This is a genomic window from Clostridium beijerinckii HUN142 (assembly GCF_000621745.1).
In the GTDB taxonomy this organism is placed as follows: Bacteria; Bacillota; Clostridia; order Clostridiales; family Clostridiaceae; genus Clostridium; species Clostridium beijerinckii_A.
This window is the reverse complement of sequence record NZ_JHXK01000005.1, coordinates 394538-420516: the sequence shown is the minus strand read 5'-3', so window position 1 is coordinate 420516 and position 25979 is coordinate 394538. Positions and strand designations below refer to the sequence as shown.

General features: G+C 29.2%; 22 protein-coding genes, 4 tRNA genes and 1 rRNA gene. 20 read left to right on the top strand and 7 right to left on the bottom strand.

Features of this window, described 5'->3' with window-relative positions; genetic code table 11:
- The 4 genes from T483_RS0101680 (at position 1) to T483_RS0101665 (ending at position 1350) form a co-directional block, all read left to right on the top strand.
- Positions 1-77, top strand: a tRNA-Ile gene (locus T483_RS0101680).
- A gap of 1 nt (position 78) precedes the next feature.
- A tRNA-Ala gene (locus T483_RS0101675) sits at positions 79-154 on the top strand.
- A gap of 263 nt (positions 155-417) precedes the next feature.
- Positions 418-855: a hypothetical protein gene (locus tag T483_RS0101670; RefSeq protein ID WP_026885256.1), complete on the top strand. Its 438-nt coding sequence runs from the start codon at positions 418-420 to the stop codon at positions 853-855.
- A gap of 45 nt (positions 856-900) precedes the next feature.
- Positions 901-1350 carry a VanZ family protein gene (locus T483_RS0101665; RefSeq protein ID WP_026885255.1) on the top strand — a complete coding sequence of 150 codons (450 nt, stop codon included), beginning with the start codon at positions 901-903 and terminating at the stop codon, positions 1348-1350.
- 295 nt (positions 1351-1645) lie between these two features.
- Here the strand turns inward: T483_RS0101665 and T483_RS0101660 are convergent, their stop codons facing one another.
- Complete coding sequence (locus T483_RS0101660) at positions 1646-3133, bottom strand: membrane protein (protein WP_026885254.1); 1488 nt, start codon at positions 3131-3133, stop codon at positions 1646-1648.
- A 276-nt stretch (positions 3134-3409) separates the two neighbouring features.
- On the opposite strand from T483_RS0101660, the gene fusA reads away from it, so the two are divergent.
- From fusA to T483_RS0101640, 4 genes are all read left to right on the top strand, one after another.
- Entirely contained in the window at positions 3410-5491 is a 2082-nt protein-coding gene (gene fusA, locus T483_RS0101655; protein ID WP_026885253.1) for an elongation factor G, read from the top strand.
- A gap of 236 nt (positions 5492-5727) precedes the next feature.
- Complete coding sequence (locus T483_RS0101650; RefSeq protein ID WP_012061046.1) at positions 5728-5964, top strand: hypothetical protein; 237 nt, start codon at positions 5728-5730, stop codon at positions 5962-5964.
- 111 nt (positions 5965-6075) lie between these two features.
- On the top strand, positions 6076-7029 hold the full coding sequence (locus T483_RS0101645; RefSeq protein ID WP_026885252.1) for an ROK family protein: 954 nt from the start codon (positions 6076-6078) through the stop codon (positions 7027-7029).
- A 485-nt stretch (positions 7030-7514) separates the two neighbouring features.
- Entirely contained in the window at positions 7515-8747 is a 1233-nt protein-coding gene (locus tag T483_RS0101640; protein ID WP_026885251.1) for a competence/damage-inducible protein A, read from the top strand.
- A 171-nt stretch (positions 8748-8918) separates the two neighbouring features.
- On the opposite strand, the gene T483_RS0101635 is transcribed toward T483_RS0101640, so the two are convergent.
- A complete protein-coding gene (locus T483_RS0101635; protein ID WP_026885250.1) occupies positions 8919-9650 on the bottom strand; it encodes an NAD-dependent protein deacylase in 732 nt (243 codons plus the stop codon).
- Between the two features lie 371 nt (positions 9651-10021).
- On the opposite strand from T483_RS0101635, the gene rrf reads away from it, so the two are divergent.
- A 5S ribosomal RNA gene (rrf, locus tag T483_RS0101630) occupies positions 10022-10138 on the top strand.
- Between the two features lie 5 nt (positions 10139-10143).
- Positions 10144-10219, top strand: a tRNA-Phe gene (locus tag T483_RS0101625).
- Positions 10220-10466: 247 nt separating this feature from the next.
- Here T483_RS0101625 and T483_RS0101620 read toward each other — a convergent pair.
- Positions 10467-10877 (bottom strand): DUF3785 family protein, encoded by a 411-nt coding sequence (locus T483_RS0101620; protein ID WP_026885249.1) that lies wholly within the window; start codon positions 10875-10877, stop codon positions 10467-10469.
- Positions 10878-11001: 124 nt separating this feature from the next.
- Entirely contained in the window at positions 11002-11679 is a 678-nt protein-coding gene (locus tag T483_RS0101615; RefSeq protein ID WP_026885248.1) for a uracil-DNA glycosylase, read from the bottom strand.
- Positions 11680-11859: 180 nt separating this feature from the next.
- On the opposite strand from T483_RS0101615, the gene T483_RS0101610 reads away from it, so the two are divergent.
- Positions 11860-12606, top strand: coding sequence for a peptidylprolyl isomerase (locus T483_RS0101610; protein ID WP_026885247.1), 747 nt, complete (start codon positions 11860-11862; stop codon positions 12604-12606).
- 297 nt (positions 12607-12903) lie between these two features.
- Here the strand turns inward: T483_RS0101610 and T483_RS0101605 are convergent, their stop codons facing one another.
- Positions 12904-13548, bottom strand: a complete 645-nt coding sequence (locus T483_RS0101605) for an HAD family hydrolase (protein ID WP_026885246.1) — start codon at positions 13546-13548, stop codon at positions 12904-12906.
- A 343-nt stretch (positions 13549-13891) separates the two neighbouring features.
- Positions 13892-13967: transfer RNA gene (locus tag T483_RS0101600), tRNA-Pro, on the bottom strand.
- A gap of 343 nt (positions 13968-14310) precedes the next feature.
- Between T483_RS0101600 and T483_RS0101595 the strand changes: the two genes are divergently transcribed.
- The 3 genes from T483_RS0101595 to rsmI all read left to right on the top strand — a co-directional run bounded on the left by T483_RS0101595 (position 14311) and on the right by rsmI (position 17331).
- Positions 14311-15543 (top strand): NlpC/P60 family protein, encoded by a 1233-nt coding sequence (locus T483_RS0101595; protein WP_026885245.1) that lies wholly within the window; start codon positions 14311-14313, stop codon positions 15541-15543.
- Between the two features lie 191 nt (positions 15544-15734).
- Positions 15735-16484 (top strand): tRNA1(Val) (adenine(37)-N6)-methyltransferase, encoded by a 750-nt coding sequence (locus T483_RS0101590; RefSeq protein WP_026885244.1) that lies wholly within the window; start codon positions 15735-15737, stop codon positions 16482-16484.
- A gap of 1 nt (position 16485) precedes the next feature.
- Positions 16486-17331, top strand: a complete 846-nt coding sequence (gene rsmI / locus T483_RS0101585; RefSeq protein ID WP_026885243.1) for a 16S rRNA (cytidine(1402)-2'-O)-methyltransferase — start codon at positions 16486-16488, stop codon at positions 17329-17331.
- 99 nt (positions 17332-17430) lie between these two features.
- On the opposite strand, the gene T483_RS0101580 is transcribed toward rsmI, so the two are convergent.
- Entirely contained in the window at positions 17431-17676 is a 246-nt protein-coding gene (locus T483_RS0101580) for an AbrB/MazE/SpoVT family DNA-binding domain-containing protein (RefSeq protein ID WP_012061035.1), read from the bottom strand.
- Positions 17677-18228: 552 nt separating this feature from the next.
- Between T483_RS0101580 and T483_RS0101575 the strand changes: the two genes are divergently transcribed.
- From T483_RS0101575 to T483_RS0101550, 6 genes are all read left to right on the top strand, one after another.
- The gene (locus T483_RS0101575) at positions 18229-18819 is read left to right on the top strand and encodes a DUF1836 domain-containing protein (RefSeq protein WP_026885242.1); all 591 of its coding nucleotides are present in this window, start codon (positions 18229-18231) and stop codon (positions 18817-18819) included.
- Positions 18820-18976: 157 nt separating this feature from the next.
- The gene (locus tag T483_RS0101570) at positions 18977-21262 is read left to right on the top strand and encodes an ATP-dependent DNA helicase (protein WP_026885241.1); all 2286 of its coding nucleotides are present in this window, start codon (positions 18977-18979) and stop codon (positions 21260-21262) included.
- Positions 21263-21498: 236 nt separating this feature from the next.
- On the top strand, positions 21499-22680 hold the full coding sequence (locus T483_RS0101565; RefSeq protein WP_026885240.1) for a DegT/DnrJ/EryC1/StrS family aminotransferase: 1182 nt from the start codon (positions 21499-21501) through the stop codon (positions 22678-22680).
- An 85-nt stretch (positions 22681-22765) separates the two neighbouring features.
- Positions 22766-23341 carry an acyltransferase gene (locus T483_RS0101560; protein WP_026885239.1) on the top strand — a complete coding sequence of 192 codons (576 nt, stop codon included), beginning with the start codon at positions 22766-22768 and terminating at the stop codon, positions 23339-23341.
- Positions 23342-23452: 111 nt separating this feature from the next.
- The gene (locus tag T483_RS0101555; RefSeq protein ID WP_026885238.1) at positions 23453-24769 is read left to right on the top strand and encodes a nucleotide sugar dehydrogenase; all 1317 of its coding nucleotides are present in this window, start codon (positions 23453-23455) and stop codon (positions 24767-24769) included.
- Positions 24770-24998: 229 nt separating this feature from the next.
- On the top strand, positions 24999-25853 hold the full coding sequence (locus T483_RS0101550) for a YihY/virulence factor BrkB family protein (RefSeq protein ID WP_026885237.1): 855 nt from the start codon (positions 24999-25001) through the stop codon (positions 25851-25853).
- Positions 25854-25979: the final 126 nt, after the last annotated feature.

Here is a 25979-nt window from a genome sequence, read left to right as displayed (position 1 = left end):
GGATCTTTAGCTCAGTTGGTTAGAGCAACCGGCTCATAACCGGTAGGTCTAGGGTTCGAGTCCCTGAAGGTCCACCATGGGGGTATAGCTCAGTTGGGAGAGCACCTGCCTTGCACGCAGGGGGTCAAGAGTTCGAATCTCTTTATCTCCACCACTAAAAACTATGAATTTTATTCATAGTTTTTTTGTTTTTTAAATTGTAAATATTAGATTATTTAACTGCAGTATTTATCAATAATCTAAGTTATATTATGCAGAAAATAGTAGAACTACCGTATAAAATAGGCTAAAAATACTAACTATTAAAGTATACAATTAATGAATTATAATATATAATTTATATGTAAAATATATGTATAAATGTAAATTAGTATTTTTATTTATTGTATAAAAAAATATATTGCGAGGGGTAGGATTATGGTAAGAACTATTGTCTGCAAAAAAGATGGATGTAGTGGTAATGAATTTCATATATCAACAGAAGACAATAAACTTAAATTAGTCTGTAAGGATTGTGGAAGTACTTATTATTATGATGTAAGTTATTATGAGTTTATAATGTTATCAAATTGTGCAGAGTGTAACAATGATACATTCAAGGTATTTAATAATTTAGATAAACAAGGTATATATGCGAAATGTTCTAAGTGTGGCGCTCCACCGGAGAAAATATATATTGATGATGAAGGTATACAAGTTACTTATGAAGCAAAGTTACTGCAAGATATAAAGCAATTTATGTATCAGATTGATCAAAGAATTTGTAGTTTAGAGATGAAAATCGATGGTTTAGAAAAGGGGCAAGAATTGTTAGAAGAATCACTTGCGTATATAAATAGATATATGTCTGAGTAATATAATATCTACTAATTTTGAAAGTATACTTAAAGAGGATGGCGTATGAGAAACAAAAGGAAAATTATTAACTGGTTTTTATTAATAGCGTGGATGATAGTGATATTTATTATGTCTAATCAGCCAGCTAAAATATCTGATTCTCAAAGTGAAGGTATAATAAATATTCTTTCTGCTATAGGTATAAATATGAATGGAATTTTTGGACAACTTGCTAATTTTATAGTTAGGAAATGTGCACATTTTCTTGAATATATGATATTATCTTTATTGGCGTTTAATGTATTTAAAATATATCTTAACATTAGAAGGGTTATTTCGGTAACCATAGTTTTTGTATTTTTTTATGCTTGTTCTGATGAAATACATCAATTATTTGTTCTGGGAAGAGAAGGCGCTTTTAGAGATGTTATAATAGATACACTTGGAGGAATTACCACAATATTAATTAGCATATTTGGAGCTCATATAGTTAATGGAAAACTTAATAGATAAAAATAAAAAATGTGCTGAGTACTGAAATATAACTTAATGTTAAACTAAAGTTAATCAGTCATTTTAAAATAATATGAATTGATTGATGATATTAGATTATAAAAAATAGATATAAAAGTAAACAAGGATTATGAAGGCTAAGTACATAATGCAAATTGCGTATTGTGTGCTTAGCCTTAATCTCTTAAAACAAAAATTTCATTAAGGATCTAACCAATATAATCTAAGTTAATCAAAGAAATATTGATCTAACTGTAATGATCAAAAGTGTAATTATTCTAAGGCTAGAAAGTTATCACTTTAATTTAATTTTAAATAAGTCATTTGCTTTAAATAAAATATAGCTAAGAATAATTATTAATAATCCATCAAAAGTGAAGTTGAATAAGAATAATTGTTTTGCAGTGTCAGCTTTACCGTTACCTACAAAAGGCATTGGAAATTGAAGTATGCCTATGAACATAACAGTCCAAAGCAATAAAACTTTACTCTTGATTTCACGATTAGAACTATTTCTAATATACTTATATAATGAAAATGGCATAATAGTAAGATAAACTAATCCTATAAAAAATAAATTTTTAGGCAATATTTTTTCTCTTATAGATGACCAGAGTGTAAAACGATGGAAATCTCTAATTGGGGTTGAGCTATAAGCTTTTGAGTATTTACCTAGTCCAGTACTAGTATAAAATGCTTTACTAGCTGTATATTTCATGCCATTTAATAAGCGCATAGGATGAGTTAAATAAAATTTAGCAAGTTTAAAGTTATTTATCTTACTGTAGAATTTCTCATCAGTTATTTCTGAGCCAGGAATATATTTGACATATTCGTTGGAATCTAAATAAGCATGTTTTCCAGCTTCAGCTGATAAATCAGGATCTAACCCCAGATCTATTAAGTCTTGTTCAGGAGTCTTAGATTCATTTAATACACCATAAAAAACTGAATTATACTGAGTATCTTTGCTTAAATTATTACTATTCATATTAATAAGAATAGGGTAGATAATTACCATACAGGTAACAATACATAAGATTATTAGCTTTATTTTATTTAAATGATATCTATTATCCCATATTATTTTAGATACAAACATCATAATAATAGGCAGAGAAGTAATAACTTGTAATTTGGAACCTAAAAATAAAAATGCTGAAAATAATATATAAAATATTTTCGACATTAGTTTTTCAGTTCCATTGACTACATATTTATATCGAATATAGTTAAGAACGGATGCAATAAATAATAACAATGTAGTTATCATCATTGGTTCACCATATAAGCTATTAAACCAAATTAAGTAATTTCCGTCAAAGAAAATGAATAAAGTAAGTAGCATGATAAGTATAGATTTAATATTATTTTTTATATTCAAAGATTTTAATATTATGATAAATGCAAGAATATATATAATACTATAGATAATAGCTAAGTATTGAGTTTTAAATATATTTTGCTCAAGTGATTTGCATATATAATTAATACCGATTATCAGATAACTTAAGCTACAGGCACAAATAGTTTCAGAATCAGTGTTATCTAAAGGGATAATCTTATAATCACTTACAATAAAATCATAGTATCCTACAGAGTTAGGATTGCTTATATCCGAATCGAGTAATGATAAACCAGATATATTCAAGATTCTATAAAAATCACCTTGATCAGCAACACCTACTTGAGGTTTTATAAATAAGACTCCGATAGTTATAAAAATTGCAAATAAGGCAAACCAAATCATATGAAAATTTGTTAAATTCTTTTTCACTTTCATTAAATTTTCCTCCACAAATATAGATTTAAAGTAATAAACATAATCCTAGAGATATTAACAGATAAAATTATAATGTTTTTTGGTTAATACTACAAGAAAACATTGAATTAATTTGAAAGACTATTTCTAAAAATAAGATAAATATAAATTTTCAGAAAATTAAGAAAATAAGGAGGATTTAGCGAATAGAAATAGAAATATATTAACATATAGCATTATTAGGTGAAAGGAAGGTGGGAGCCAATCTCTAGGGTAGATTAAGGGTTTGGCAGCATTATGAAAGATTATAGTATTAAAAATTTAAGAAATGTAGGATTAATGGGGCATAATGGAACAGGAAAGACTTCCTTAGCGGAAAGCCTTCTGTATTATTCAAAGATTACAGATAGATTAGGGAATATTGAGGATGGGACTACGGTTTTAGATTTTGATACTGAAGAAAAGAAAAGACAATTTTCTATTGCTCTTTCAGTAGCACCAATTGAATTAGATAATGTTAAAATAAATCTTATAGATATTCCTGGATATGCAGACTTTCAAGGTGAATGTATCGAAGGAATGAGAGCTGTAGATGTAGGTATGATAGTTGTAAGCGGGGTTTCAGGAGTTAAGGCGGGAACCGAAAGAGCATGGGAATATTGTAATAAAATTAAATTGCCTAGAACATTTTTTATAAATAAATTAGATAGAGAAAATTCGAATTTTAATAAGGTATTAGCGTCTCTTAAAGAAAAGTTTGGTATCAGTGTAGTACCTATTCAGTATCCTATAGGAGAAGAAGATAGCTTTAAGGGAGTAATAAATATAATATCGAAACAAGCAAGAATATATGATGTAAAGGCTAAAAAAATAAAAATATTAGATATACCTGAAGAACTAAGGGATGAAGTTGAGAATTGTAAGAAGATGATTATGGAAGCTGTGGCGGAGACGGATGAAGTATTGCTTGATAAATATTTTAGTGAAGGTGAATTGAGCGATGAAGAAATATACAAGGGCCTTATAAATGGCTGCGCTAGTGGAGATATTGCCCCTGTTATGTGTGGAAGCGCTACAAAAGTTATTGGAATGGATTCTTTAATTGATGATATTGTAGAGTGTTTTCCATCGCCAGAATATGCTATTCCACAAAAGGCTGTAGACGTTTTAAATAATGAAGAAATTTTTGTTAATCTCAATCAGGATAAGCCTTTTTCTGCATTAGTATTTAAAACTATTGCAGATCCATTTGTAGGTAGAATATCATTTTTTAAAGTTATTACAGGTGAAGCAAAAGATGACATGACGGTGCTAAACGTTAATAAAGATAAGAACGAAAAGTTATCGCATATATGTTTTATTAGGGGAAAAACACAAATACCAACTAAGAGGATAATTGCTGGTGACATAGGTGCTATTTCTAAATTACAGTATACAAATACAGGAGATACTTTAGCTAGTCAGGATTTTAAGGTAATATATGATAAGATGAATTTTCCTAAAACAGTTTTCTCAATGGCTGTAATACCACAAGCTAAAGGAGATGAAGAAAAGATATCTCAAGCCTTGGCAAAGCTGAAAGATGAAGATCCTGTCTTTGAAATTGATAGAGATGTAGAAAATTCAGAAATTATTATTTCAGGATTAGGGGAAACACATATCAATGTAATTGCAAGTAAAATAAAAAGTAAATTTGGTGTAGAAGTAATATTAGGCTTACCAAAGGTTCCTTATAAAGAAAGTATAAAAGGATTTTCAGATGTACAAGGAAAACATAAAAAGCAGTCTGGCGGACATGGACAATATGGAGATGTGGTAATCAAGTTCGAGCATAGAACAGATGGAGAAGAAGAATTAGAATTTATTGATAGTGTTGTCGGTGGCGCAGTGCCAAGGAACTTTATTCCGGCAGTAGAAAAAGGATTGAGAGAATGTATAAATCATGGTGTTTTAGCAGGTTGTCCGGTGATAGGACTTAAAGCGACGCTTCATGATGGGTCATATCACTCTGTGGATTCATCTGAAATGGCTTTTAAAGTTGCAGCATCTATAGCTTATAAAAAAGGATTAGAGCAAGCTAAACCTATTTTACTAGAACCTATAATGAAGGTAGAGGTTGTATTACCTAATGAATATATGGGTGATGTGATAGCAGATATAAATAAAAAGAGAGGAAGAGTAATTGGAATGGAGCCGGATGGAGACAAGCAAAAGGTTATATCAGAAATTCCACTTGCGGAGATTAGAAAGTATGCTACTGAATTGAGATCTTTAACTCAAGGAAGAGGCATATTTACAAAAGAATTTATAAGATATGAAGAAGTTCCAGAGATAGAAGTAGCAAAAGCCATAGAGACTATTAATGAATCAAGAAAATAAGCTTATAGAAAGTTATAGTTAGAATTCAGGAAATTAAAAGCAAAGGTACTCTAGTGTATTAGTACATAAGAGTACTTTTTTTATTGGTTTAATGAGGAAAAATAAAATAAAATTTACTGTAATTAAGGAATAAGGTAAATTTTACATTAATATATATAGGATAAAATCATGTGCAGAAAGACATAATATTTTAGTAATAGTATATTTTATGCAATTTGAACAGGGAGGCTTGTACAATGTCAGATTACAGTATGGACATTAATGGAAATATAGAATTAAGTGATTATAGTAATATATTTGATTATTTAAATATAATAGATAAAGATGATAATTTCGTAATAAGGATAGATAGAAATAATAAGGATGATATAGAATTGATTAATTCAATGCTTCAAGATAATAAATTTAATATTAACTATACGCAATATGACGATTTTGGGAACTATTACATAAGCGCTAATAAAGGATCTTGAAAAAATATTATTTAAAATACAGGTTTTATTAGGATAACATAATATAGTATAATATGTATTAGCAAATTGTTTTTTATTGGTATATTAAATGAAATAAAGGAGAGTTATATTATGCAAAAATATGTTATAGGCGTAGACTTAGGAGGAACTAAGATAAGCACTGCATTATCTAATTTAAATGGAGAAGTGTTATGTCAAACAACAGTTCCTACAAATGCAAGCGAAGGAGAAATTCCAGTATTAAATAGAATTATAGAATCAGTTGAAAAAGTAATTAAAGATGGATCAGTAACTTATAAAGATATAAAGGGAATTGGTATCGGTTCCCCTGGACCTTTAGATGCTGAAAAGGGAACTATAATCTATACACCAAATCTTCCATTTAAAAATTTTAATTTGGTGGAGCCTTTGAATAAGAAGTTTGAAGTACCTGTATTTTTAGATAATGATGCAAACGTTGCAGCTATTGGCGAGTATATGTTCGGAGCGGGAAAAGGCGCCAAAGATATAGTATTCTTTACAGTAAGTACTGGGGTAGGCGGAGGTGCTGTCTTAAATGGAAAAGTATATAGAGGACACACTTCAAATGCCTTAGAAATCGGTCATATGACAGTAGCGCCAGATGGACCAAGATGTAACTGTGGAAATATCGGTTGTGTAGAAGCAACATCTTCAGGAACTGCAATTGCTAAAAGAGGGCAGGAAGCATTAGCTAGTAAAGTTGAAACTTCATTGAGAAAGTATGATACTATCACTTCATATGAGGTGTTTACAGAGGCGGCTGCAGGAGATCCAGTTTGCGTGGATATAATTAGTAATGCATTGAATTATTTAGGAATAGCTATAGCTAATGCAGTGTCTATCTTTGATCCAGAAATTATAATAATAGGTGGTGGTGTATCAAAAGCAGGAGATATTGTTTTTGATACAGTAAGAAAAGTTGTTGATAAGAGATGTTTTAAATCTATGGCAGAATCAGTTAAGATTGTTCCAGCAGGGTTAGGTACAGATGCAGGCGTAATTGGTGCAGTAGCATTAGCATTACTTGAAACAGAAGGTAAATAATATCAATAAGGAAATAATTAAAGTGGGTATATATTTTAAGCTTAATACCAGAACTTTAAAATATTGGAATATGCTTTTATAATAGAATTATATAGATAGATGTGAATAAATATGAGAAATTTCACATAAATTAGAACAGAAAGCTCTCTTTGCAATGAATTTTTTCTTCTCATACATATTACTGAGTTTATTATAGGTTAATTATTTATTAAGGAGACTTTTGTTTTTATTATTTAAAGTATTTACCTATATTAAATTGAGATGAAAAAATTTTTTATATAAGCTATCTCTATGTATATTTAGAGATAGCATATTATAAAAGAATATATTTTTATATAAAACCTATTCAATAAATTGTTGGATAGGTTTTAATCTTTAATTATGATATAAAAAGATATTATTGTGATAAATAACAATTTAGTAGTATAATTTCTAATTAAGAAAATCATTATAAATATATAAATTAATAAAAAGAAGGTAATATGATGAAGGCAGAAATTATAGCCATAGGAACAGAAATTTTATTAGGAGATATAATTAATTCCAATGCTCAGTATTTGGCTCAAGAGCTAGCAGCCCTTGGAATAGATATGTATTATCAACAAGTTGTGGGGGATAATGAAAGGAGAGTTATGCATGCCTTTGACGAGGCGTATAGCAGGAGCGATATTATAATAACTACAGGAGGCCTTGGTCCGACAGATGATGATATTAGAAAAGAAGTTGCAGCTAAATATTTTAATAAAAAATTGATTCAGGATAGTGATTCAATTGAAAAAATAAGAAATTATTTTAAGTTTAGAGAAAGAACAATGACTGAAAATAATTTGAAACAAGGATTAATTCCAGAGGGAGCTATTATTATAAATAACGATAATGGGACGGCGCCAGGAGTTATAATAGAAGAAGATAATAAGATAATGATCATTTTGCCTGGGCCACCAAAGGAAATGAAGCCAATGTTTGAAGAATCGATTAAGCCATATCTTCAAGAGAAATCAGATTCAATATTGGTTTCAAGAGTGATTAATATACTTGGAATAGGGGAGAGTGCTGTTGCAGAAGAGATTAAGGACTTAATAGATACTCAAACAAATCCAACAATTGCACCTTATGCAAAAGATGTAGGAGTAATGCTCCGTATAACAGCAAAGGCTGAAACTAAAGATGAAGCGCTAAAATTGATAGAACCAATTGAAGTTGAGATTAAAAATAGACTTGGGGATAATGTTTATGCAACTGAGGATGCCAGCATAGAAGAAGTCGTAGCTAAGCTTTTGATTGAGAAGAAACTAACAATATCTACAGCAGAATCATGCACTGGTGGCATGATAGCAAGTTCTCTTATTAATTATCCAGGTATATCAGAAGTCTTTTTAGAGGGAGCTGTAACATATTCTAATGAGGCTAAACATAATAGGCTAGGGGTTAATAATGATACTTTAAACAAATATGGAGCTGTAAGTGAGGAAACAGCAAGAGAAATGGCAATTGGTATTGCAAAGACATCTAAAACTGATGTCAGCATTGTAACAACAGGAATTGCAGGACCAGAAGGCGGTACCTTAGAAAAACCTGTTGGATTGGTCTTTATAGGTGTATATGTTCAGGGAAAAGTAACGGTGCAAAGATGTTTGTTTAAGGGAGATAGAAATAAAGTAAGGCTCCAGGCCACAATTAAAGGATTAGATATGTTAAGGAGAATTCTTATTAAATAAGATATGCAAAATAAAAAGGCCATAATATATTTCAAATAAAGTAATATATTATGGCTTTACAAATTGTATATAAATAAAAATGGGGGAGAGGCGATTAAATATTGAAGTTAAATACTTCATTATTATTTATTGCCAAATTAAATTTATTTATACATAATTTAGATTAAAATTTTATAATTCTTTTATAGCTTTACTTAATGTTTTACCAAAGGAGTCGTTAATGACCAAATTAGCTTTGGAATCAGCAGAGGTAGAGCTTTTATTTATTAATACAAGATTCTTTCCTCTAAAATAATCTATAAGCCCAGCAGCAGGATAAACAACAAGCGAAGTTCCACCGATAATAAGAGTATCTGCGTTAGAAATTGCATTTATGGAATCTCTAATTATTTTATCATCCAAGCCTTCTTCATAAAGCACCACGTCAGGCTTGACAGTTCCACCACATTTAGTGCAAACAGGAACTCCCTCAGATTGTAGTATGAAATTCACATCATAGGATTCGTGACATTTAACACAATAATTTCGATGGATAGATCCATGAAGTTCAAATACATTTTTACTTCCAGCCATTTGATGAAGACCATCTATATTTTGTGTTACGACAGCTTTTAATTTTCCCATTTCTTCAAGTTTAGCTAATGCTAAGTGTCCGGCGTTTGGTTTAGCTTCTGGATATATAAGCTTTGCTTTGTAAAATTTAAAAAATTCTTCAGGATATTTAGTATAAAAAGTATGTGATACTAACTGCTCAGGAGTTAAGGTAGCGTTTAATTTCTTGCTAAACAGACCATTTGAACTTCTAAAGTCTGGTATATTGGATTCAGTACTAATACCAGCTCCACCAAAGAAAACTATATTATTACTATTCTTTAATATTTCTGATAACTTTTCAATGCTCATAGAAAAACCTCCGAATTAGAATTTATTTTAATAATAAAAAATATGTTACTATATCTATTTAATTATTGCACAATTAATTGAAAAAATAAAATAAGTATTACCAATTTTCTATGTGGTACTTTTTATTGGTAAAGTATGAGATTAAAGAATATAGAAGCTGTTACAATTGAATTATAGTATTAAAATTATGACTAATACTAAAAGATCATTTTGTATATAATTCCGAAATAATAAAATTTGTTCTTTGTAAAGTTATTGGGGTGAATATCTTATATTTTAAGATAAACTTTGCTAAATTAAACATTTTAGAATATATATAATAAAAAAATATGTTGACATAATATGAATAACTCGATATAATACTACTTGTATCTGGTGATGACGGCGTAGAGGTAACACTCCTTCCCATTCCGAACAGGAAAGTTAAGGTCTACAGCGCTGATGGTACTGCATGGGAGACTGTGTGGAAGAATAAGACGTTGCCAGGTAAGATGGCTCGATAGCTCAGTCGGTAGAGCAGAGGACTGAAAATCCTCGTGTCACTGGTTCGATTCCAGTTCGAGCCACCATAAAAGCACTAACGTAAGTTAGTGCTTTTTTACTTTATAGAAAAGTATGAAATTTTTGGATTTTGAAAGCTGCTTATGTCAATAATTAAGTGGAAGTCAGTGTGTAAAAATGCTGTTAAGAAAGAGTGCGGCCTAGACACATTATTTTTTAAAAAATAATAATATAAAAAGACAACATTTAAATGACATTTCTAAATGTTATCCTTTTTAATATTAACTATTTATAAAAAAGTTATATAGGAATTTATTAAACGGTGCACTGATCGATATAGATCGAGTATATGCCACAGTTAGGACATACGGTCACACTAACTATATAGCTATCATCAATTTTTCCTAAACCAAAAAGTTTATTAAAAGATGTGTTCTTATAATCATTACAGATAGTATTTATTACATATTCATTATTTTTTGTATATATGTAAAAGTGGTGCTCTAAATAGCGATAAGACTTATTTATTTGTTCTTGAGTATTACATATACATTTATCACCATAATATTCTGTTGAAAAACTTACTTCCTCTCCTTCATTTAGAGCATTTAGTATTATATCTAAAGAAAGACCTGTAATCTCATTTTCACCTTCGAAAAATATCCCTTCGCAATTATTTTCTGTTAGTGTGTATTCCTTATCTTCATAAACAAATTTATAATCCACAAAATAACCTCCTCAGAATTAGTGTATAATAAATTATACACTAGTATATGTGTAAAGTTTAGCAAAACTATATTCAAACATTTAATTTTCAGGTAAACAATATATGTAAAAATAAATTAAATAATTATATATTTTCAATTTGCCAATCAATTGGTGCCTGATTTGTAGAAACTAAAAAATTATTTGTTTTTGAAAAAGGTTTGCTGTCAAAGAATCCTCTTGATGCAGATAATGGACTAGGATGAACCGATTTTATAATAAGGTGATTAGGATTAGTAATAAAATCAGCTTTTGAAATAGCATTATTACCCCAAAGTATAAATACTATAGGTGTTTCTTTTTTATTCAATACCTTGATAACCTCATTTGTGAATTCTTCCCATCCCTTATTTTTGTGAGAATTAGCTTCTCCAGCTCTAACTGTAAGTACCGTATTTAGCAATAATACTCCTTGATCAGCCCACTTTCTTAAATAGCCATTGTTTGGAATATAGCATCCTAAATCAGTATGCAGTTCCTTATAGATATTAATTAAAGATGGTGGAGTTTTTACGCCTGGATTAACAGAAAAACTCAATCCATGCGCTTGCCCAGGTCCATGATAAGGATCTTGGCCCAATATAACGACTTTAACTTTATTATAAGGTGTAAAATGTAAGGCATTAAAGAGATCATACATATTAGGATAAATGGTCTTAGAATTATATTCATTTATCAAAAATTTCCTTAGATTAATATAGTAGTCTTTTTGGAGTTCTGACTCCAAATAATTTTTCCAATCATTTTTTAGTATATCGGACATTAAATCACCCCTAATTTAGTATAACATTTTATTATGACTTTATGTATAGTATCTATTTTTGATTAAAAATCTAAAATTTATTTAGTTATATTATTGTTAGAAGTAGTAGATACTGTTAAAATGAGATGTATACAACAAACTGTTAAAAATAATATAAAATGATCATAAAGGAGAATTCACATGGAAAATAAAGTGTTAGCTGTTGCAGCAGGATATGAGATAACAGAAAAAGATTTAAATGCAATAATTAGTAGATATCCACAAGAGCAAAGAGGAGCTTTACAAAGCGAAGAAAAGAAGAAACAATTGGTAGAACAGTTGATTTCGTTTGAATTAATGAATAAGTTTGGGAAAGAAATACAATTAGATAAAACTCAAGAATATAAAGACGCTATGGAAAATATATCAAAAGAAGTTATAACTTCAATGGCAATAAATAAAGTATTGAGTGATGTAACAATAACAGATGAAGAAGTAAAGAAATACTATGAGGATAATAAGGAAGCTTTTGGTCAGCCTGCAACAGTTTCAGCTAGACACATTCTAGTAGAAACTGAAGAGGAAGCAAATAAAGCAAGAGAAGAAATTTTAAGCGGTAAAATTTCATTCGGAGATGCTGCAATGAAATATTCAACATGCCCATCAAATCAACAAGGTGGAAATTTAGGTGAATTCTCAAAAGGTATGATGGTTCCAGAATTTGAAGAAGCTGCTTTTACATCAGAAATAGGAAAGGTTACTGAACCAGTTAAAACTCAATTTGGATATCATTTAGTGTTAGTAGATGCAAAAAATGAAGCTTCAATCAAAAGTTTTGAGGAAGTTAAAGATAGCGTTTTAGATAATTTAATGAAAGAAAATCAACATAAAAAATATGATCAAATATTAAAGGAATTAGAAGCTAAATACGGAGTTGAAAGAAAATAGAAGTGTTTAGTTGAGTATTTGGATTTATAAATAAAGGTAATACGTTAAGTATTACCTTTATTTATTGAGTTTGAAATTAATATGTACTTATTACTTTAATATATAATACAATGTGAAATATGGATTTGATATTCTAAAAATATATTTGGTAAATTCTATATTATATATCTACACATTAGTAGTGTACAAAAAAAGCATGTCTTAGATTCATATTGGAGAATAATGAATTGTTTTTGGCAGGCCAACTGTTCGCATGTGAGCCCATAAAACCAATATCTATAGTATAGTACTCTCTTTCTATAAGAGCTCAGTAAAGGAATTAATATACTTATCACAATACTTAAGGATATTAGATGTAGGTTCTAAACATGAATCATCTTTTATTCCGACTACTTTCATATTCGCTTTTTTTGCACTTTGCATAGCAGGGAATATATCCTCAAATACTAAACAGTTTTCTGGGTTAATATTTAACTTTTTAGCTGCTAATAAATATATGTCAGGACAATCTTTTCCTTTAGCAACTTCATCGGTAATAGTAATCGAATCAAAATAGTCATAAACTCCATTGTTTTTTAAGCAAACTTCAAGTAATGGGATTGAGTTACTAGTAGCCAAGGCGATTTTAATTTCATTATCTTTTAAGTATTTTAAAAAATCCTTTGCACCTAATTTAAGTTTTACATTATTAGCGTAATGATGAAATGCTGCATTATGCCAATCATTAAGTATTTCATCTACTGAATCTTCAATTTTAAATCTATTTTTAAAATAAACTGCTGTCTGATAAAAGCTTAAATGTTCAATGTCATTTCTTAAATCATCAGGCAGAGTATGTCCTTTTCTTCTAAGATAATCGACGTCAATCTGAGACCATACCCACATAGAATCTACCAGAGTTCCATCTAAATCGAAAATTACACCTTTTATATTAGTTAGCATGTTACACCTCCAAGGATATGTTATTTTATATAACCGAATAAGTATAGATCAATATCCAATTTAATTTTCTATAGACGTATACTGATGCTGATATAAATAATAGAACTAAAGTATCGAGCAAGCATTATTAAAGAACAAAATCGCAGGCGACTGTGGAGCCGAAGATTTTTTCACGCATCTGCCTTTTCGAACGTAAGATTTCTTTTTTATTCTTTATTAAAATACAAAAACTAGTCAATCAACCTTTTTAAGTTATCTATAGATTTTATTGGAATGTAAATTTCCTAAAGAATAAAAAAACTTAAGGATTAATCCTTAAGTCATAATAGTCTAATAACATATTTGGTCGGGGTGACAGGGATTGAACCTGCGACCTCATGGTCCCAAACCACGCGCGCTCCCATCTGCGCCACACCCCGTTTACATATTAATTATATATTTAAGTAAATCTTATGTCAAGGACTTTAGGACATGTAATAGTTATAGAAAAAAGTAAGTTAGAGGTATTTGGGTAAATAATTTTACAATTATGGAAGCTAGAATTGTTAAGTTAAGTTTATTGATGAAAAATTTTATACATAAGCTATAATAAGAACTATAAAGAATAAGCTAGAAAAAGTGGGGAATACGGACGATATTTAGATAATAGTAGGATAAACTAAATTCTCGCTATATATAAGAATTGTTCATTCTTATCCAAGGTGTTATAATTAGGTAGTAATATAGAACAATGAAGGAGGGAAGGTTTAAAACCGATATTTAATGAGGAGTAGAATTCTAGCTATTATGTTAGCAACCGTAATCGTTGTAGGTAGTTCAATACCAGCGTTTGCGACGCCAGATAATCAACAGTTGAGTGATTCGAGACAGAAATATGCAGAAATTGAAAGTAAGATAACAGATATTCAGAATAAAATTGATGATTTAAATATGCAGATAGAGCCGCTACAATTAACAGTAGATAAAAATAAAAAAGAAATAACAAACATCAATAAGGTTATTGATAATAGTACAAAAGACATTGAACAATATAAGAAAGAGATTAATACATTAGATTTAGCTTTAGGACAAAGGGTTAAAGCTATGTACATGTCAGGTGATTTAGAATTCGGTTATTTGAATTTTATACTTGAATCAGAATCAACAAGTGATTTCTTTTCTAGAGCAGAGGCAGTTAGTAAGATTGTAGGAAAAGATAAATCCGCTATAGAAGATGTTACTAGTAAAAAGGAAGAATTAAATAATAAAATAAAATCCTTAGAAGATAAAAAAGATCAAATAGATACACTTAATAAAGAAATACAAGTTAGCTTAAGTGAACTAGATGGAAAGAAAAAAGAAGCAGAAACTTTAGCAAGTCAAGCTAAGGATGAGAAAAGTAAATTTGATTCACAATATTTATCACAGTTAGAAAGAGAACTTGTAAAATCTCAGTTTGATGTTATAGGCAACTCTAATAGTTCAGCTGCTGATCTTCAAGCAGCAATTAATCAATTAAGAAATATTAGAGATAGTCAAATTAAGAGTGAGATTGTTGCTTCAGAAATAAATGATAAAATTGAAAAGGCTAAAACAATGGTATCAGATAAAAAAGCAGCTGAAGTGAAAGTAGCAACCCCAAGTAGAGGCGCAAGAGTATCTGCACCATCAGCGGGAAATGCTCAATCAATTCTAAATGAGGCATATGCACAATTAGGAAAACCTTACGTGTGGGGTGCAACAGGTGATTCAAGCTTTGATTGTTCAGGGTTTACTCAATATGTCTATGAACATGCTGCAGGAGTAGATATAACAAGAACAACATATTCACAAATTGGAGTTGGACAACCAGTCAGCCAAGACCAGCTTCAACCTGGAGATTTAGTATTTACTCACCCGGGCCATGTAGGAATATATGTTGGTAACGGCCAAATGATTAATGCACCTCAAACTGGTGATGTGGTTAAAGTTGCGCCAGTTTATAGCTTTTATGCTGCAAGAAGAGTTCTTAAGTAGTTAACATAAGAAATTAGTTGTTAATGTCTGATTTCAAATTTTTGTCCTTCTGTAAAAATTCAGAAGGACTTTTTTTATTTTACTTGTATGATATAATGTGGAATATATACTTTAGTGATTAAGTATATGCAGACATTGACATTCAATATTTTAAAGTAGAGTATTGAAACATTAAGTAAAGGAAGAATAACATGAATAATAAAATGCAATATGTGAGAGATGATGAGACAGTAGATGATTTGCAGCTTAAGGGATTAAATTTAATTCAAAAGAAGGAGGGGTTTAAATTTGGTATAGATGCTGTTTTATTATCTGATTTTGCTTGTATAAAAAATAAACATAAAGTAATGGATTTGTGTACTGGAACTGGGATAATTCCATTTTTGATATATGGCAAATATACACCTGATTGTATATATGGATTAGAAATCCAAGAAAATATGGTGGATATGGCCAAGAGAAGTGTAAAATTGAATGAACTTGAAGGAAATTTATATTTTGTAAATGAAGATTTAAAGAATATAGACTATTTAAAGAAACTTGAGAAATTTGATGTAGTAACAGTAAATCCACCTTATAAATTAAATAATTCAGGAATTATCAATCCTAATGATAAGCTCGCTATAGCTAGACATGAAATATTATGTAATTTAGAAGATGTAATTTCAGCAGCAAGAATTCTATTAAAAGATAATGGAAGACTCTTCATGATACATAGACCTGAAAGATTAGCGGATATTTTTATTTTAATGAGAAAATATAAAATAGAGCCTAAAAGAGTAAAAATGATTCATCCTAAAATGGGAAAAGCGCCTAATATTGTATTGGTTGAAGGTCAAAGAGATGGAGGAGCTTATTTAAAGTGGGAAGCACCATTATATGTCTATGATGAGGATGGAAAATATACTAAAGAAATAGATTCAATATATTGGAGGGCATGATATGGAAAATGGAAAGTTGTATTTAGTACCAACGCCTATTGGAAATCTAAAAGATATAACATTGAGGGCTCTTGAAACGCTAAGAGACGTTGATATTATAGCGGCTGAAGATACAAGACAAACATTAAAATTATTAAATCATTTTGAGATAAAAAAGCCACTAATAAGTTACCATAAATTCAATGAACAAATAAAAAGCGATAAAATTATAGAATTGCTCATGGAAGGCAATAATGTAGCTTTAGTTTCAGATGCTGGAACGCCAGGGATATCAGATCCAGGAAGTGTTATTGTTGGACGCTGCATAGAAAAAGAGATTAATTTTGAAGTACTCCCAGGAGCAACGGCTATAACTACGGCATTAGTATATTCTGGATTAGATACAACTAAATTTTTATTTAGAGGTTTTTTGCCAAGAGAAAATAAAGAACGTAAAATAGTTACAAATGAATTATTACAAAGTCAGGAAACTATTATATTTTATGAAGCACCACATAGGCTTATGGATACGCTTGAGTTCTTATTAGATACATTTGGAGATAGAAAAATTGCGGCATGCAGAGAATTAACTAAGATGTATCAACAAATACACAGGGGAACATTAAAAGAAGTAATTCAGTATTTTCAGGAGAATAAGCCAAGAGGAGAATTTGTTCTTGTATTAGAGGGAAAAAGACTTGAAGAGATAAAAGAAGAACAAAGGGAAGGCTGGATACATTTATCTATTGAAGAGCATATAGTTAAATATATTAATGATGGCATTAGTAAGAAAGAAGCTATAAAGCTCGTAGCTAAGGAAAGAGAATTACCTAAGAGTGAAGTATATAGATTCTCAACCAATATATAATTAAGTTAAGAAAATAGACTATCTCAAATTAACTCTTGAGATAGTCTATTTTTGGTTTGTGATATAATTCGATAATAGGAAATAAGAATATATCAAATATTATCTGTTTGTTTTTATTTCGTCTAAACATTTAGTACAAATATTCTTACCTTTGTAGTTGATTACGTCTCTTGCATCTCCACAGAAAATACAAGCTGGTTCATACTTCTTTAAGATTATTTGTTCTCCGTCCACATAAATTTCTAATGCATCTTTTTCAGCAATATCTAATGTTCTTCTAAGTTCTATAGGAATAACTATTCTTCCTAATTCATCTACTCTTCTAACTACACCTGTTGATTTCATAAAAAATTCCTCCTAATTCCATGATTCGACATTCTACTATGATATATTACCAAGTATGTAATATAAAGTCAATGTATATTTTTAAATATTTATAAGAAATTACAAATTTCAACTTTAATAAACATCTTATATAAAATATACTACCATATTTTAGAAAAGTCAAGAGGGTTTATTTGTAAAAGTATCATATTAATCCAAATTAATAGATTTGAGGAATGCAGTTATACCAATGATTAGAGAAAAGTATATGAATTATATTCACAATTATATAATGACAAACTTACAAATAAAGTAATTTAAGGCATATGTCCGATTTTTTTGTAGAAATACAGATACTATAGATAATAATGTCGATTGATTACATAAATTAGATATTTTTTATTAATACTATATTTAAAAAAAATTATATATGTCGTATAATACTATTAATATCAGAGAATCATAAAGTATTAGAAAAAAATTTATATTATAATGTTTATAATAACTTGTAACAAGTTCATCATTACTATATAATATAGATAATATAGATTGAGAAAGAATAGGTGCATGAAAATGGCAGGAAAATTTGATTCAGATTATATAAAAGAGTTAGCTAAGGAAATGTCTAAAAGTACTTCCGTTTCATATGAAGATATTCCCAAATATGATTTGTTTTTATCTCAAGTAATCGATTATCTGAATGATAAATTTGTTGATGAGAAATTTACTAATAATATAGTTCAAAATTATACTAAAAGCGAAGTTATAACTAAGCCTGAAGATGGCAAAAAAAGAGGATATACAAAAATGCATTTGATACAATTAGTATTGCTTAGTTATATGAGGCCTTTATTAACAACAGAAGAAATAAAGAAAGTTTTTCGACTTGCATTTAATGAAATCAATGACAGAAGTGATGATATATTATCATGGGAAGAGACATATAAAACTTTCACTCAAATACAAAAGGAAAGTTTAGATAACTATTTAGCTACTTTTATATTAAATGATAATAAATTGGAAGAGATAATTGAAAATTTTAAATTGAAAGATAATGATAAGGAAAGAATTAAAATTTTCCTATTAGTTCTTTCTTTAATAGCAGAAGCAAGCGTCATTAAAAAGTTAGTTCAAAAAATAGTTAAAGAATATGAAGAAGAATAAATTATATGAGGTAAAATATTTACGATAGTAATAAACTAAAAAACACTTACTTAATTAGAACTTAAATTTTTGTGAGGCTAATTAAGTAAGTGTTTTATGGCTATGTGTATAGCTTAATATGTAAAATGTAATTTTAACTATAGTGAGGAATTAATTTATGGATAAAATTCTTATAAGAGAGTCTGTAAGAAATCTAGTGGAATTTTGCTTGAAAAAGGGTGATATAGATAATAGATTTTCCGGAAGTGCTAGGGCAGTAGAAGGAGTTAGAGCACATCAAAAGCTTCAAGAAGATAACGGAAAGATTTATAAGAACTATGAAAAGGAAGTGTATTTAACTCATGAGTTTGAGATGAGTAAAAGTCTGATATATATTGAAGGAAGAGCAGATGGAATTATAACAGAAAAAGATAAAGTTATAATTGAAGAAATAAAATCAACTTATAAGAATTTTGCATACATTGATGATTTGAACGAAGTCCATTGGGCTCAAGCAAAGGTGTATGCTTTTATTTATGGAAATCAAAATAATCTTGAAGAAATTCATGTGAGATTATCTTACATGCAGCTAGAAACTAATGAGGTTAAGAGCTTTGAGAAAAGATTTACTATGGAAGAATTAGAAGAATTTATATTTGATTTATTAAAAGAATATGAGAAATTTAACGTTCTAATATTTAAATGGAAAAATACAAGAAATCAAACTATAAAGTTACTGAGTTTTCCTTTTGAAAAATACAGAGAAGGTCAAAGAAAACTTGTTAATGTTTCATATCAGACTATAAAAGAGGGGAAAATATTATTTGTTCAAGCACCTACAGGTATAGGAAAAACTATATCAACCATCTTCCCAGCTGTAAAGGCTATAAGTGAAGGAATTGGAGAAAAAATTATATATTTGACGGCAAAGACTATAAATAGGGAAGTTGCTGAAGAAACTTTTGAAAGATTGCGTCAATATGGATTGAAATTTAAGACTATCACGATTACGGCAAAAGAGAAAACATGTATTAATGGTGACTTTGATTGTAATCCAGAAAAGTGCATATATGCCAAAGACTATTATGGTAAAGTGAAAGAAGTAATTATAAATATTATTGAAAGTGAAGAAAGAATTTCCGCGGAAATATTGAAGAAATATGCCGAACAATATCAGGTATGTCCCTTTGAATTATCTTTAGATCTAAGTACTTATTGCGATGGAATTATAGGCGATTATAATTACATATTTGATCCGAGAGTATCTTTGGGAAGAGTTCTAGAAAGCAAAGGAAATATAGTTTTGGTTGATGAAGCACATAACTTAATCGATAGATCAAGAAATATGTATTCTGCATCTTTATCCAAAAGTCAAATTTTAAATTGTAAAAAGATAACTAAGGGAAAACTAAACAAGCTACATTCTTTATTAGGAAAGATCAATGATTATTTCATTGACTTAAGAAATGAATGTGACCATAAAGAAGTAAAATCATTTTATGAAGATGAACAACCTAAGGAATTGAGTAAATATCTACAGTTATACTTAAAAGAAAGTGAAGAGATACTGGTAAGAGGAAATAGATTTGATGGCTATGAAGATATATTAAAGTTATATTTTGATATAAATGCTTTTAATTCTACGATACAGCTATATGACGAAAATTATAGGACTTGTGTAGAAAAGGAATCTCAAGAAGTGAAATTGAGCTTATATTGTGTAAATCCAGCTAAGAATTTAAGAGAATATTTAGGGAAATGTTACTCGGTAATATTTTTTTCTGCAACGATATCGCCAATAAAATATTATGTAAATATGCTTGGAGGAGATGATAATACATATAGGTTAAAGCTTCCATCTCCTTTTAATAAAGAAAACTTAAAGGTTTATATTAGTCCTATTAATATAAGATATTCATATAGAAAAAAGACCCTGCCATTAGTGAAAAATAAAATTTGTGGTTTTATAAAGCAGAAATTTGGAAATTACATGGTTTTTTCACCATCATATGCATATATGGAAGAGCTATATAGTTATATGGAGGATTCGAAGTTAGAAAACTGTAATCTGATAAAACAGAAACCTAATATGACGGAGGAAGAAAAAAGTGAATTTTTAAGAAGATTTAAGAACAGCAATAATTTAGTAATGTTTTGTGTGCTTGGAGGTATGTTTTCAGAAGGAATAGATTTGCCTGGTGATCAATTAATTGGAAGTATAATAATTGGAGTGGGATATCCTATGGTAGATATGACAAATGAAGTCATAAAAGATTTTTATAAAGAAGATGGCTATGACTATGCGTATGTATTTCCAGGAATAAATAAGGTCCAACAGGCTGTAGGAAGAGTTATAAGAACTGAGATGGACATAGGAAGAGTTTTGCTCATTGATGATAGATATATAAATAGCAAATATAGTGTCCTTTTACCCAATGAGTGGTATCCTATAGATAAATATTAATTTATCTATAATTGTATGAAATAAGTTACTAGATTGTATTGTGCATTGTGAATTAAAAATAAGTATGTTAAAATATTCATGGTAGTTTTATGAAAGTATATATATAAATATAATTTTAGTATTCATACTACAATTTTAAAATATCTAGTTATTGATATCGTCTATTAGAAGTTTGAATTGAGAATATATTGATGATGATTAATAGCTTATTAAAGTAGAATTAAGGAGCGAGGATAATGAATATTCCATTAATTGATTTAAAAGCTCAATATAAGTCTATTGCTGAAGATTTAGATAGAGTAACTAAAGAAGTGCTTTCTTCTGCGAATTATATTATGGGCAAGAATGTAATTGAATTTGAGAGAGAATTTGCAGAATATATAGGAGTTAAACATGCAATATCAGTAGCGAATGGAACTGATGCATTGGTTATTGCATTAAAATCTTTAGGAATAGGGAATGGAGATGAAGTAATAACTTCTACATTTACTTATTTTGCTTCAGCTGAAGCTATTTCAGCAGTAGGTGCAACACCTGTTTTTGTTGATGTTGAAAAAGAAACATTTAATATAGATCCAACTAAAATAGAAGAAAAAATTACAAATAAAACAAAGGCTATTATACCAGTTCATATTTTTGGACAATGTGCTAGGATGGATGAAATAAACGAAATAGCTAAGAATCACAATTTAAAAATTGTAGAGGATGCGGCTCAAGCATCAGGTTCTAAATATAAAGGAAAGATGGCGGGAACTTTAGGTGATGCAGCATGTTTCTCATTCTTCCCAACTAAGAATCTTTCATGTGCTGGCGATGGTGGCATGATAGTGACAAATGATGATAATATAGCAACAATAGCAAAAGCTTTAAGAACACATGGAAGTGGAGAAACTGGACAAAAAGCTTATAATTTGTTAAATGATATAAATGATGAAGTAGAGACATCTAAAGACGGCGACGATACTGTATATAATGCTTTAAAATACTATAATTATTTAATCGGGTTCAACTCTAGGTTAGATGCTATTCAAGCAGCAATTCTAAGAGTAAAATTGCCACATTTAGATAATTGGAATAGTAGAAGAAGAGAAGTGGCAAAAATATATAATGAAAAATTAAAAGATTCTAATGTAGTTGTACCTACTGTTGATGAAGAAAATGAAACTATATATCATCAATATGTGCTACAATGCGAAAATAGAGAAGATATGATAAATAAACTTAAAGAAAATGGTATAGCAACTGGAGTTTATTATCCAGTTCCATTACATTTACAAAAAGTATATAAAGATTTAGGATATAAGGAAGGGGATATGCCGGTTGCAGAATATTTATCACATAGAACATTTGCAATACCAGTTTATCCAGAATTAACAGAAAATGAAATAAATTATATAGTTGAAAAGATAAAAGCATAATATTAATATTGTAATATGCAAATTTCTATATGTTCTGAACTTAAGGTTTACTTAAGAAAAATATTGATAAGTGTGAGGGTTAATTATGGGTAGGAATTATTTTGTACATGAATCAAGTTACATTGATGACGACGTAGTAATAGGTGACGGAACGAAGATTTGGCACTTCTCTCATATAATGAGTAATTCTGTAATTGGAGAAAAGTGTAATATAGGTCAAAACGTTGTAATATCACCTGGTGTAAAAATTGGAAATGGAGTAAAGATACAAAACAATGTATCTGTATACACAGGAGTTGTTTGCGAAGATTATGTATTCTTAGGACCATCTTGTGTATTTACCAATGTAGTAAATCCAAGAAGCTTTATTGAAAGAAAAAGCGAGTATAAAGATACTATAATTGGAAAAGGGGCTTCTATAGGTGCTAATGTAACAATTGTGTGCGGCCATAATATAGGAAAATATGCATTAGTAGGTGCTGGAGCAGTAGTTACTAAACACATACCTGATTATGCATTAGTAGTAGGTAATCCTGCAAGTATAATGGGATATGTATGTGAATGCGGAGAAAAGTTAAGCTTTAAAGATGAACATGCAACTTGTGGAGCTTGTGGAAAAAAGTATAGTAAAGATAAAGAAAAAGTAGAATGTATAGATTAGAAAAACAGGTTTTTATTTATTAACATTCCATATGTAATTTGTTAATAAAATTTTTTAGTAAATTATGTTCTGTGGATAAAATTTTTGGCCGTAAATTACAGGAGGTATAAGATGTCATTATTAAAACAACAATTATTAGACAAAATAAATAATAAAACTGCAAAAGTTGGTGTGGTTGGTCTTGGATATGTTGGATTACCATTAGCTGTAGAAAAGGCTAATGCTGGTTATCAAACTATTGGATTTGATGTTCAAGATCAAAAGGTAAATATGGTTAATGAGGGGAAAAACTATATTGGAGATGTAGTGGATGAAAATTTAAAGAAGATAGTAGAAGAAAATACTTTAAGAGCTACTACAGACTTTAGTTTTGTTAAAGATGTAGACACTATTTGCATTTGCGTGCCTACTCCATTAGATTTATATAAGCAACCAGATTTGTCATATGTTGTAGAGTCAACAAAGAGTGTTGCACAATATCTACATAAAGGTATGCTTGTTATTCTTGAAAGTACTACATATCCAGGAACAACAGAAGAAGTTCTTAAGCCAATACTAGAAGAAAGTGGACTTAAATGCGGAGAAGACTTTTTCTTAGCTTTTTCACCAGAGAGAGTTGATCCAGGTAATAAAGACTTTAATACTAAAAACACTCCTAAAGTTGTTGGAGGTTGTACATCAGATTGTACAGAAGTTGCGGCAGCATTATATAGAAATATATTAGAGGGAGATATCCATACTGTATCATCTCCGGCTGTAGCTGAGATGGAAAAAATCTTAGAAAATACTTTTAGAAATATAAATATTGGTTTAGCAAATGAAATGGCTATTCTTTGTAACAGAATGGGAATAGATGTATGGGAAGTTATAGATGCAGCAAAGACTAAGCCATATGGATTTATGCCATTTTATCCAGGTCCAGGCTTAGGAGGTCACTGCATACCACTTGATCCGTTTTATTTAGAATGGAAAGCGAAAGAATATGATTATCATACAAGACTAATTGAAACATCAGGTGAAATTAATGATTCGATGCCTGAGTTCGTATTAGATAATGTAATGAAGATTTTAAATAAAAATAAAAAGGCATTAAATGGTGCTAAAGTTCTTTTACTAGGTGTTGCATATAAGAATGATATTGATGATTATAGAGAATCTCCAGCATTCAAGGTAATAGAGCTATTAGAAAAGAATGGTGCTGATTTAATGGTGAATGACCCTTATTGTCCGATTTCTAAATATAAGGGTAAAGTTTATAATTCGGTTGATTGGAAAGAGGTCATAGACGAGTCAGATATAGTAATTATAACAACAAATCATAGCTGTTATGATTATGAATCAATTGTATCCAGAGCTAAAGTTGTTTACGATACTAGAAATGCAACTAAAAATGTGGTTAATAATAGAGAGAAAATTTATAAATTATAAATTCTGTAGGATATATAGAAGTTAATGACGATATCAGCATAGCATATGAATGCTAATGGTTTATTGCTAGTTAGAATATAGTATTGATAAAAAGAGCACATCCATAAAATTATGGGTGTGCTTTTTTATTACATTTATTAAGGGTACATATAATTTATGAAAAGCGAATAAAATAAGTACTGTATAATAAATAGGTTTTAGATTAATATAGATAGAAATTGGTGATAAAATGAAATATATAAAATTAAGTAGCAAAGTTAATTTAATTATACATCTTATAGTAAAGATTAAGAGAGACGATGTATTTGCATTAGCATCTCAATTAGCATATTATTTAATACTATCTTTTTTTCCATTTATGTTATTTTTGATGACCTTGGCTGGATTTAGCAGTATAAGTTCTAAACAAATACTGGGACAACTAAATGTTATGCTTCCGAGGAGCGTGCTAGAATTAACTCAGTCAACTGTAGTGGAGATATTTGACAATCAATATACTGGATTGTTAGGAATATCTATCTTGTTAACGCTATGGACAGCATCATCTGCGTTTAAAGCTATAATAAAAAGTATAAATAAGGCGTATAACTTTAAAGAAGAAAGATCATTTATTAAACTCTCAATCATTTCTATGCTGGGAATATTAGCGTTAGCTGTAACTATAATTTTGACTTTAACAGCGCTAGTGTTTGGAAATGTAATAGGGGACTATATTAAAAGCATTAATCCATTTTATGAAATAGTATTGGTTATTTGGAATATATTCAGATATACTTTTATATTAGTTATAATGATATCTATTTTTATAGGTGTTTACAGATTTGCTCCTGCTAAAAAGTTGGTATGGAAAGAGGTAATTGCAGGCTCAATATTTAGTACAGTAGGTTGGGTGTTAGTATCTTTTGTTTTCTCATTTTATATTGATAATTTTAATAATTATTCTAGGTTTTATGGAAGCCTTGGAGCAGTATTTATACTTATGACATGGTTATTTCTAATATCAATAATATTCATATTAGGGGTAGAGATAAATTTTGTTACATCGGAAATAAGGAATAGAAGAGAAATACTCAGAGAACGATAGATAATAAGGTTAAAGATTTCATATAATTTTATTTTTGAAGAATTTTCTTATAAAGTTTAGTCTTTTGTTGAATATAAAATATCGAAGTGGATATAACTTTAAAAGAAAAATATTCAGGAGGTAAAA

Bases quoted from the DNA above. Each gene is read 5' to 3' on its own strand.
- T483_RS0101555 (WP_026885238.1), top strand. From the start codon at position 23,453: ATGTCATTATTAAAACAACAATTATTAGACAAAATAAATAATAAAACT.
- T483_RS0101575 (WP_026885242.1), top strand. From the start codon at position 18,229: ATGGCAGGAAAATTTGATTCAGATTATATAAAAGAGTTAGCTAAGGAA.
- T483_RS0101580 (WP_012061035.1), bottom strand. From the start codon at position 17,676: ATGAAATCAACAGGTGTAGTTAGAAGAGTAGATGAATTAGGAAGAATA.
- T483_RS0101670 (WP_026885256.1), top strand. From the start codon at position 418: ATGGTAAGAACTATTGTCTGCAAAAAAGATGGATGTAGTGGTAATGAA.
- fusA (WP_026885253.1), top strand. From the start codon at position 3,410: ATGAAAGATTATAGTATTAAAAATTTAAGAAATGTAGGATTAATGGGG.
- T483_RS0101570 (WP_026885241.1), top strand. From the start codon at position 18,977: ATGGATAAAATTCTTATAAGAGAGTCTGTAAGAAATCTAGTGGAATTT.
- T483_RS0101565 (WP_026885240.1), top strand. From the start codon at position 21,499: ATGAATATTCCATTAATTGATTTAAAAGCTCAATATAAGTCTATTGCT.
- rsmI (WP_026885243.1), top strand. From the start codon at position 16,486: ATGGAAAATGGAAAGTTGTATTTAGTACCAACGCCTATTGGAAATCTA.
- T483_RS0101590 (WP_026885244.1), top strand. From the start codon at position 15,735: ATGAATAATAAAATGCAATATGTGAGAGATGATGAGACAGTAGATGAT.
- T483_RS0101665 (WP_026885255.1), top strand. From the start codon at position 901: ATGAGAAACAAAAGGAAAATTATTAACTGGTTTTTATTAATAGCGTGG.
- T483_RS0101640 (WP_026885251.1), top strand. From the start codon at position 7,515: ATGAAGGCAGAAATTATAGCCATAGGAACAGAAATTTTATTAGGAGAT.
- T483_RS0101550 (WP_026885237.1), top strand. From the start codon at position 24,999: ATGAAATATATAAAATTAAGTAGCAAAGTTAATTTAATTATACATCTT.
- T483_RS0101595 (WP_026885245.1), top strand. From the start codon at position 14,311: ATGAGGAGTAGAATTCTAGCTATTATGTTAGCAACCGTAATCGTTGTA.
- T483_RS0101615 (WP_026885248.1), bottom strand. From the start codon at position 11,679: ATGTCCGATATACTAAAAAATGATTGGAAAAATTATTTGGAGTCAGAA.
- T483_RS0101645 (WP_026885252.1), top strand. From the start codon at position 6,076: ATGCAAAAATATGTTATAGGCGTAGACTTAGGAGGAACTAAGATAAGC.
- T483_RS0101560 (WP_026885239.1), top strand. From the start codon at position 22,766: ATGGGTAGGAATTATTTTGTACATGAATCAAGTTACATTGATGACGAC.
- T483_RS0101635 (WP_026885250.1), bottom strand. From the start codon at position 9,650: ATGAGCATTGAAAAGTTATCAGAAATATTAAAGAATAGTAATAATATA.
- T483_RS0101610 (WP_026885247.1), top strand. From the start codon at position 11,860: ATGGAAAATAAAGTGTTAGCTGTTGCAGCAGGATATGAGATAACAGAA.
- T483_RS0101650 (WP_012061046.1), top strand. From the start codon at position 5,728: ATGTCAGATTACAGTATGGACATTAATGGAAATATAGAATTAAGTGAT.
- T483_RS0101605 (WP_026885246.1), bottom strand. From the start codon at position 13,548: ATGCTAACTAATATAAAAGGTGTAATTTTCGATTTAGATGGAACTCTG.
- T483_RS0101660 (WP_026885254.1), bottom strand. From the start codon at position 3,133: ATGAAAGTGAAAAAGAATTTAACAAATTTTCATATGATTTGGTTTGCC.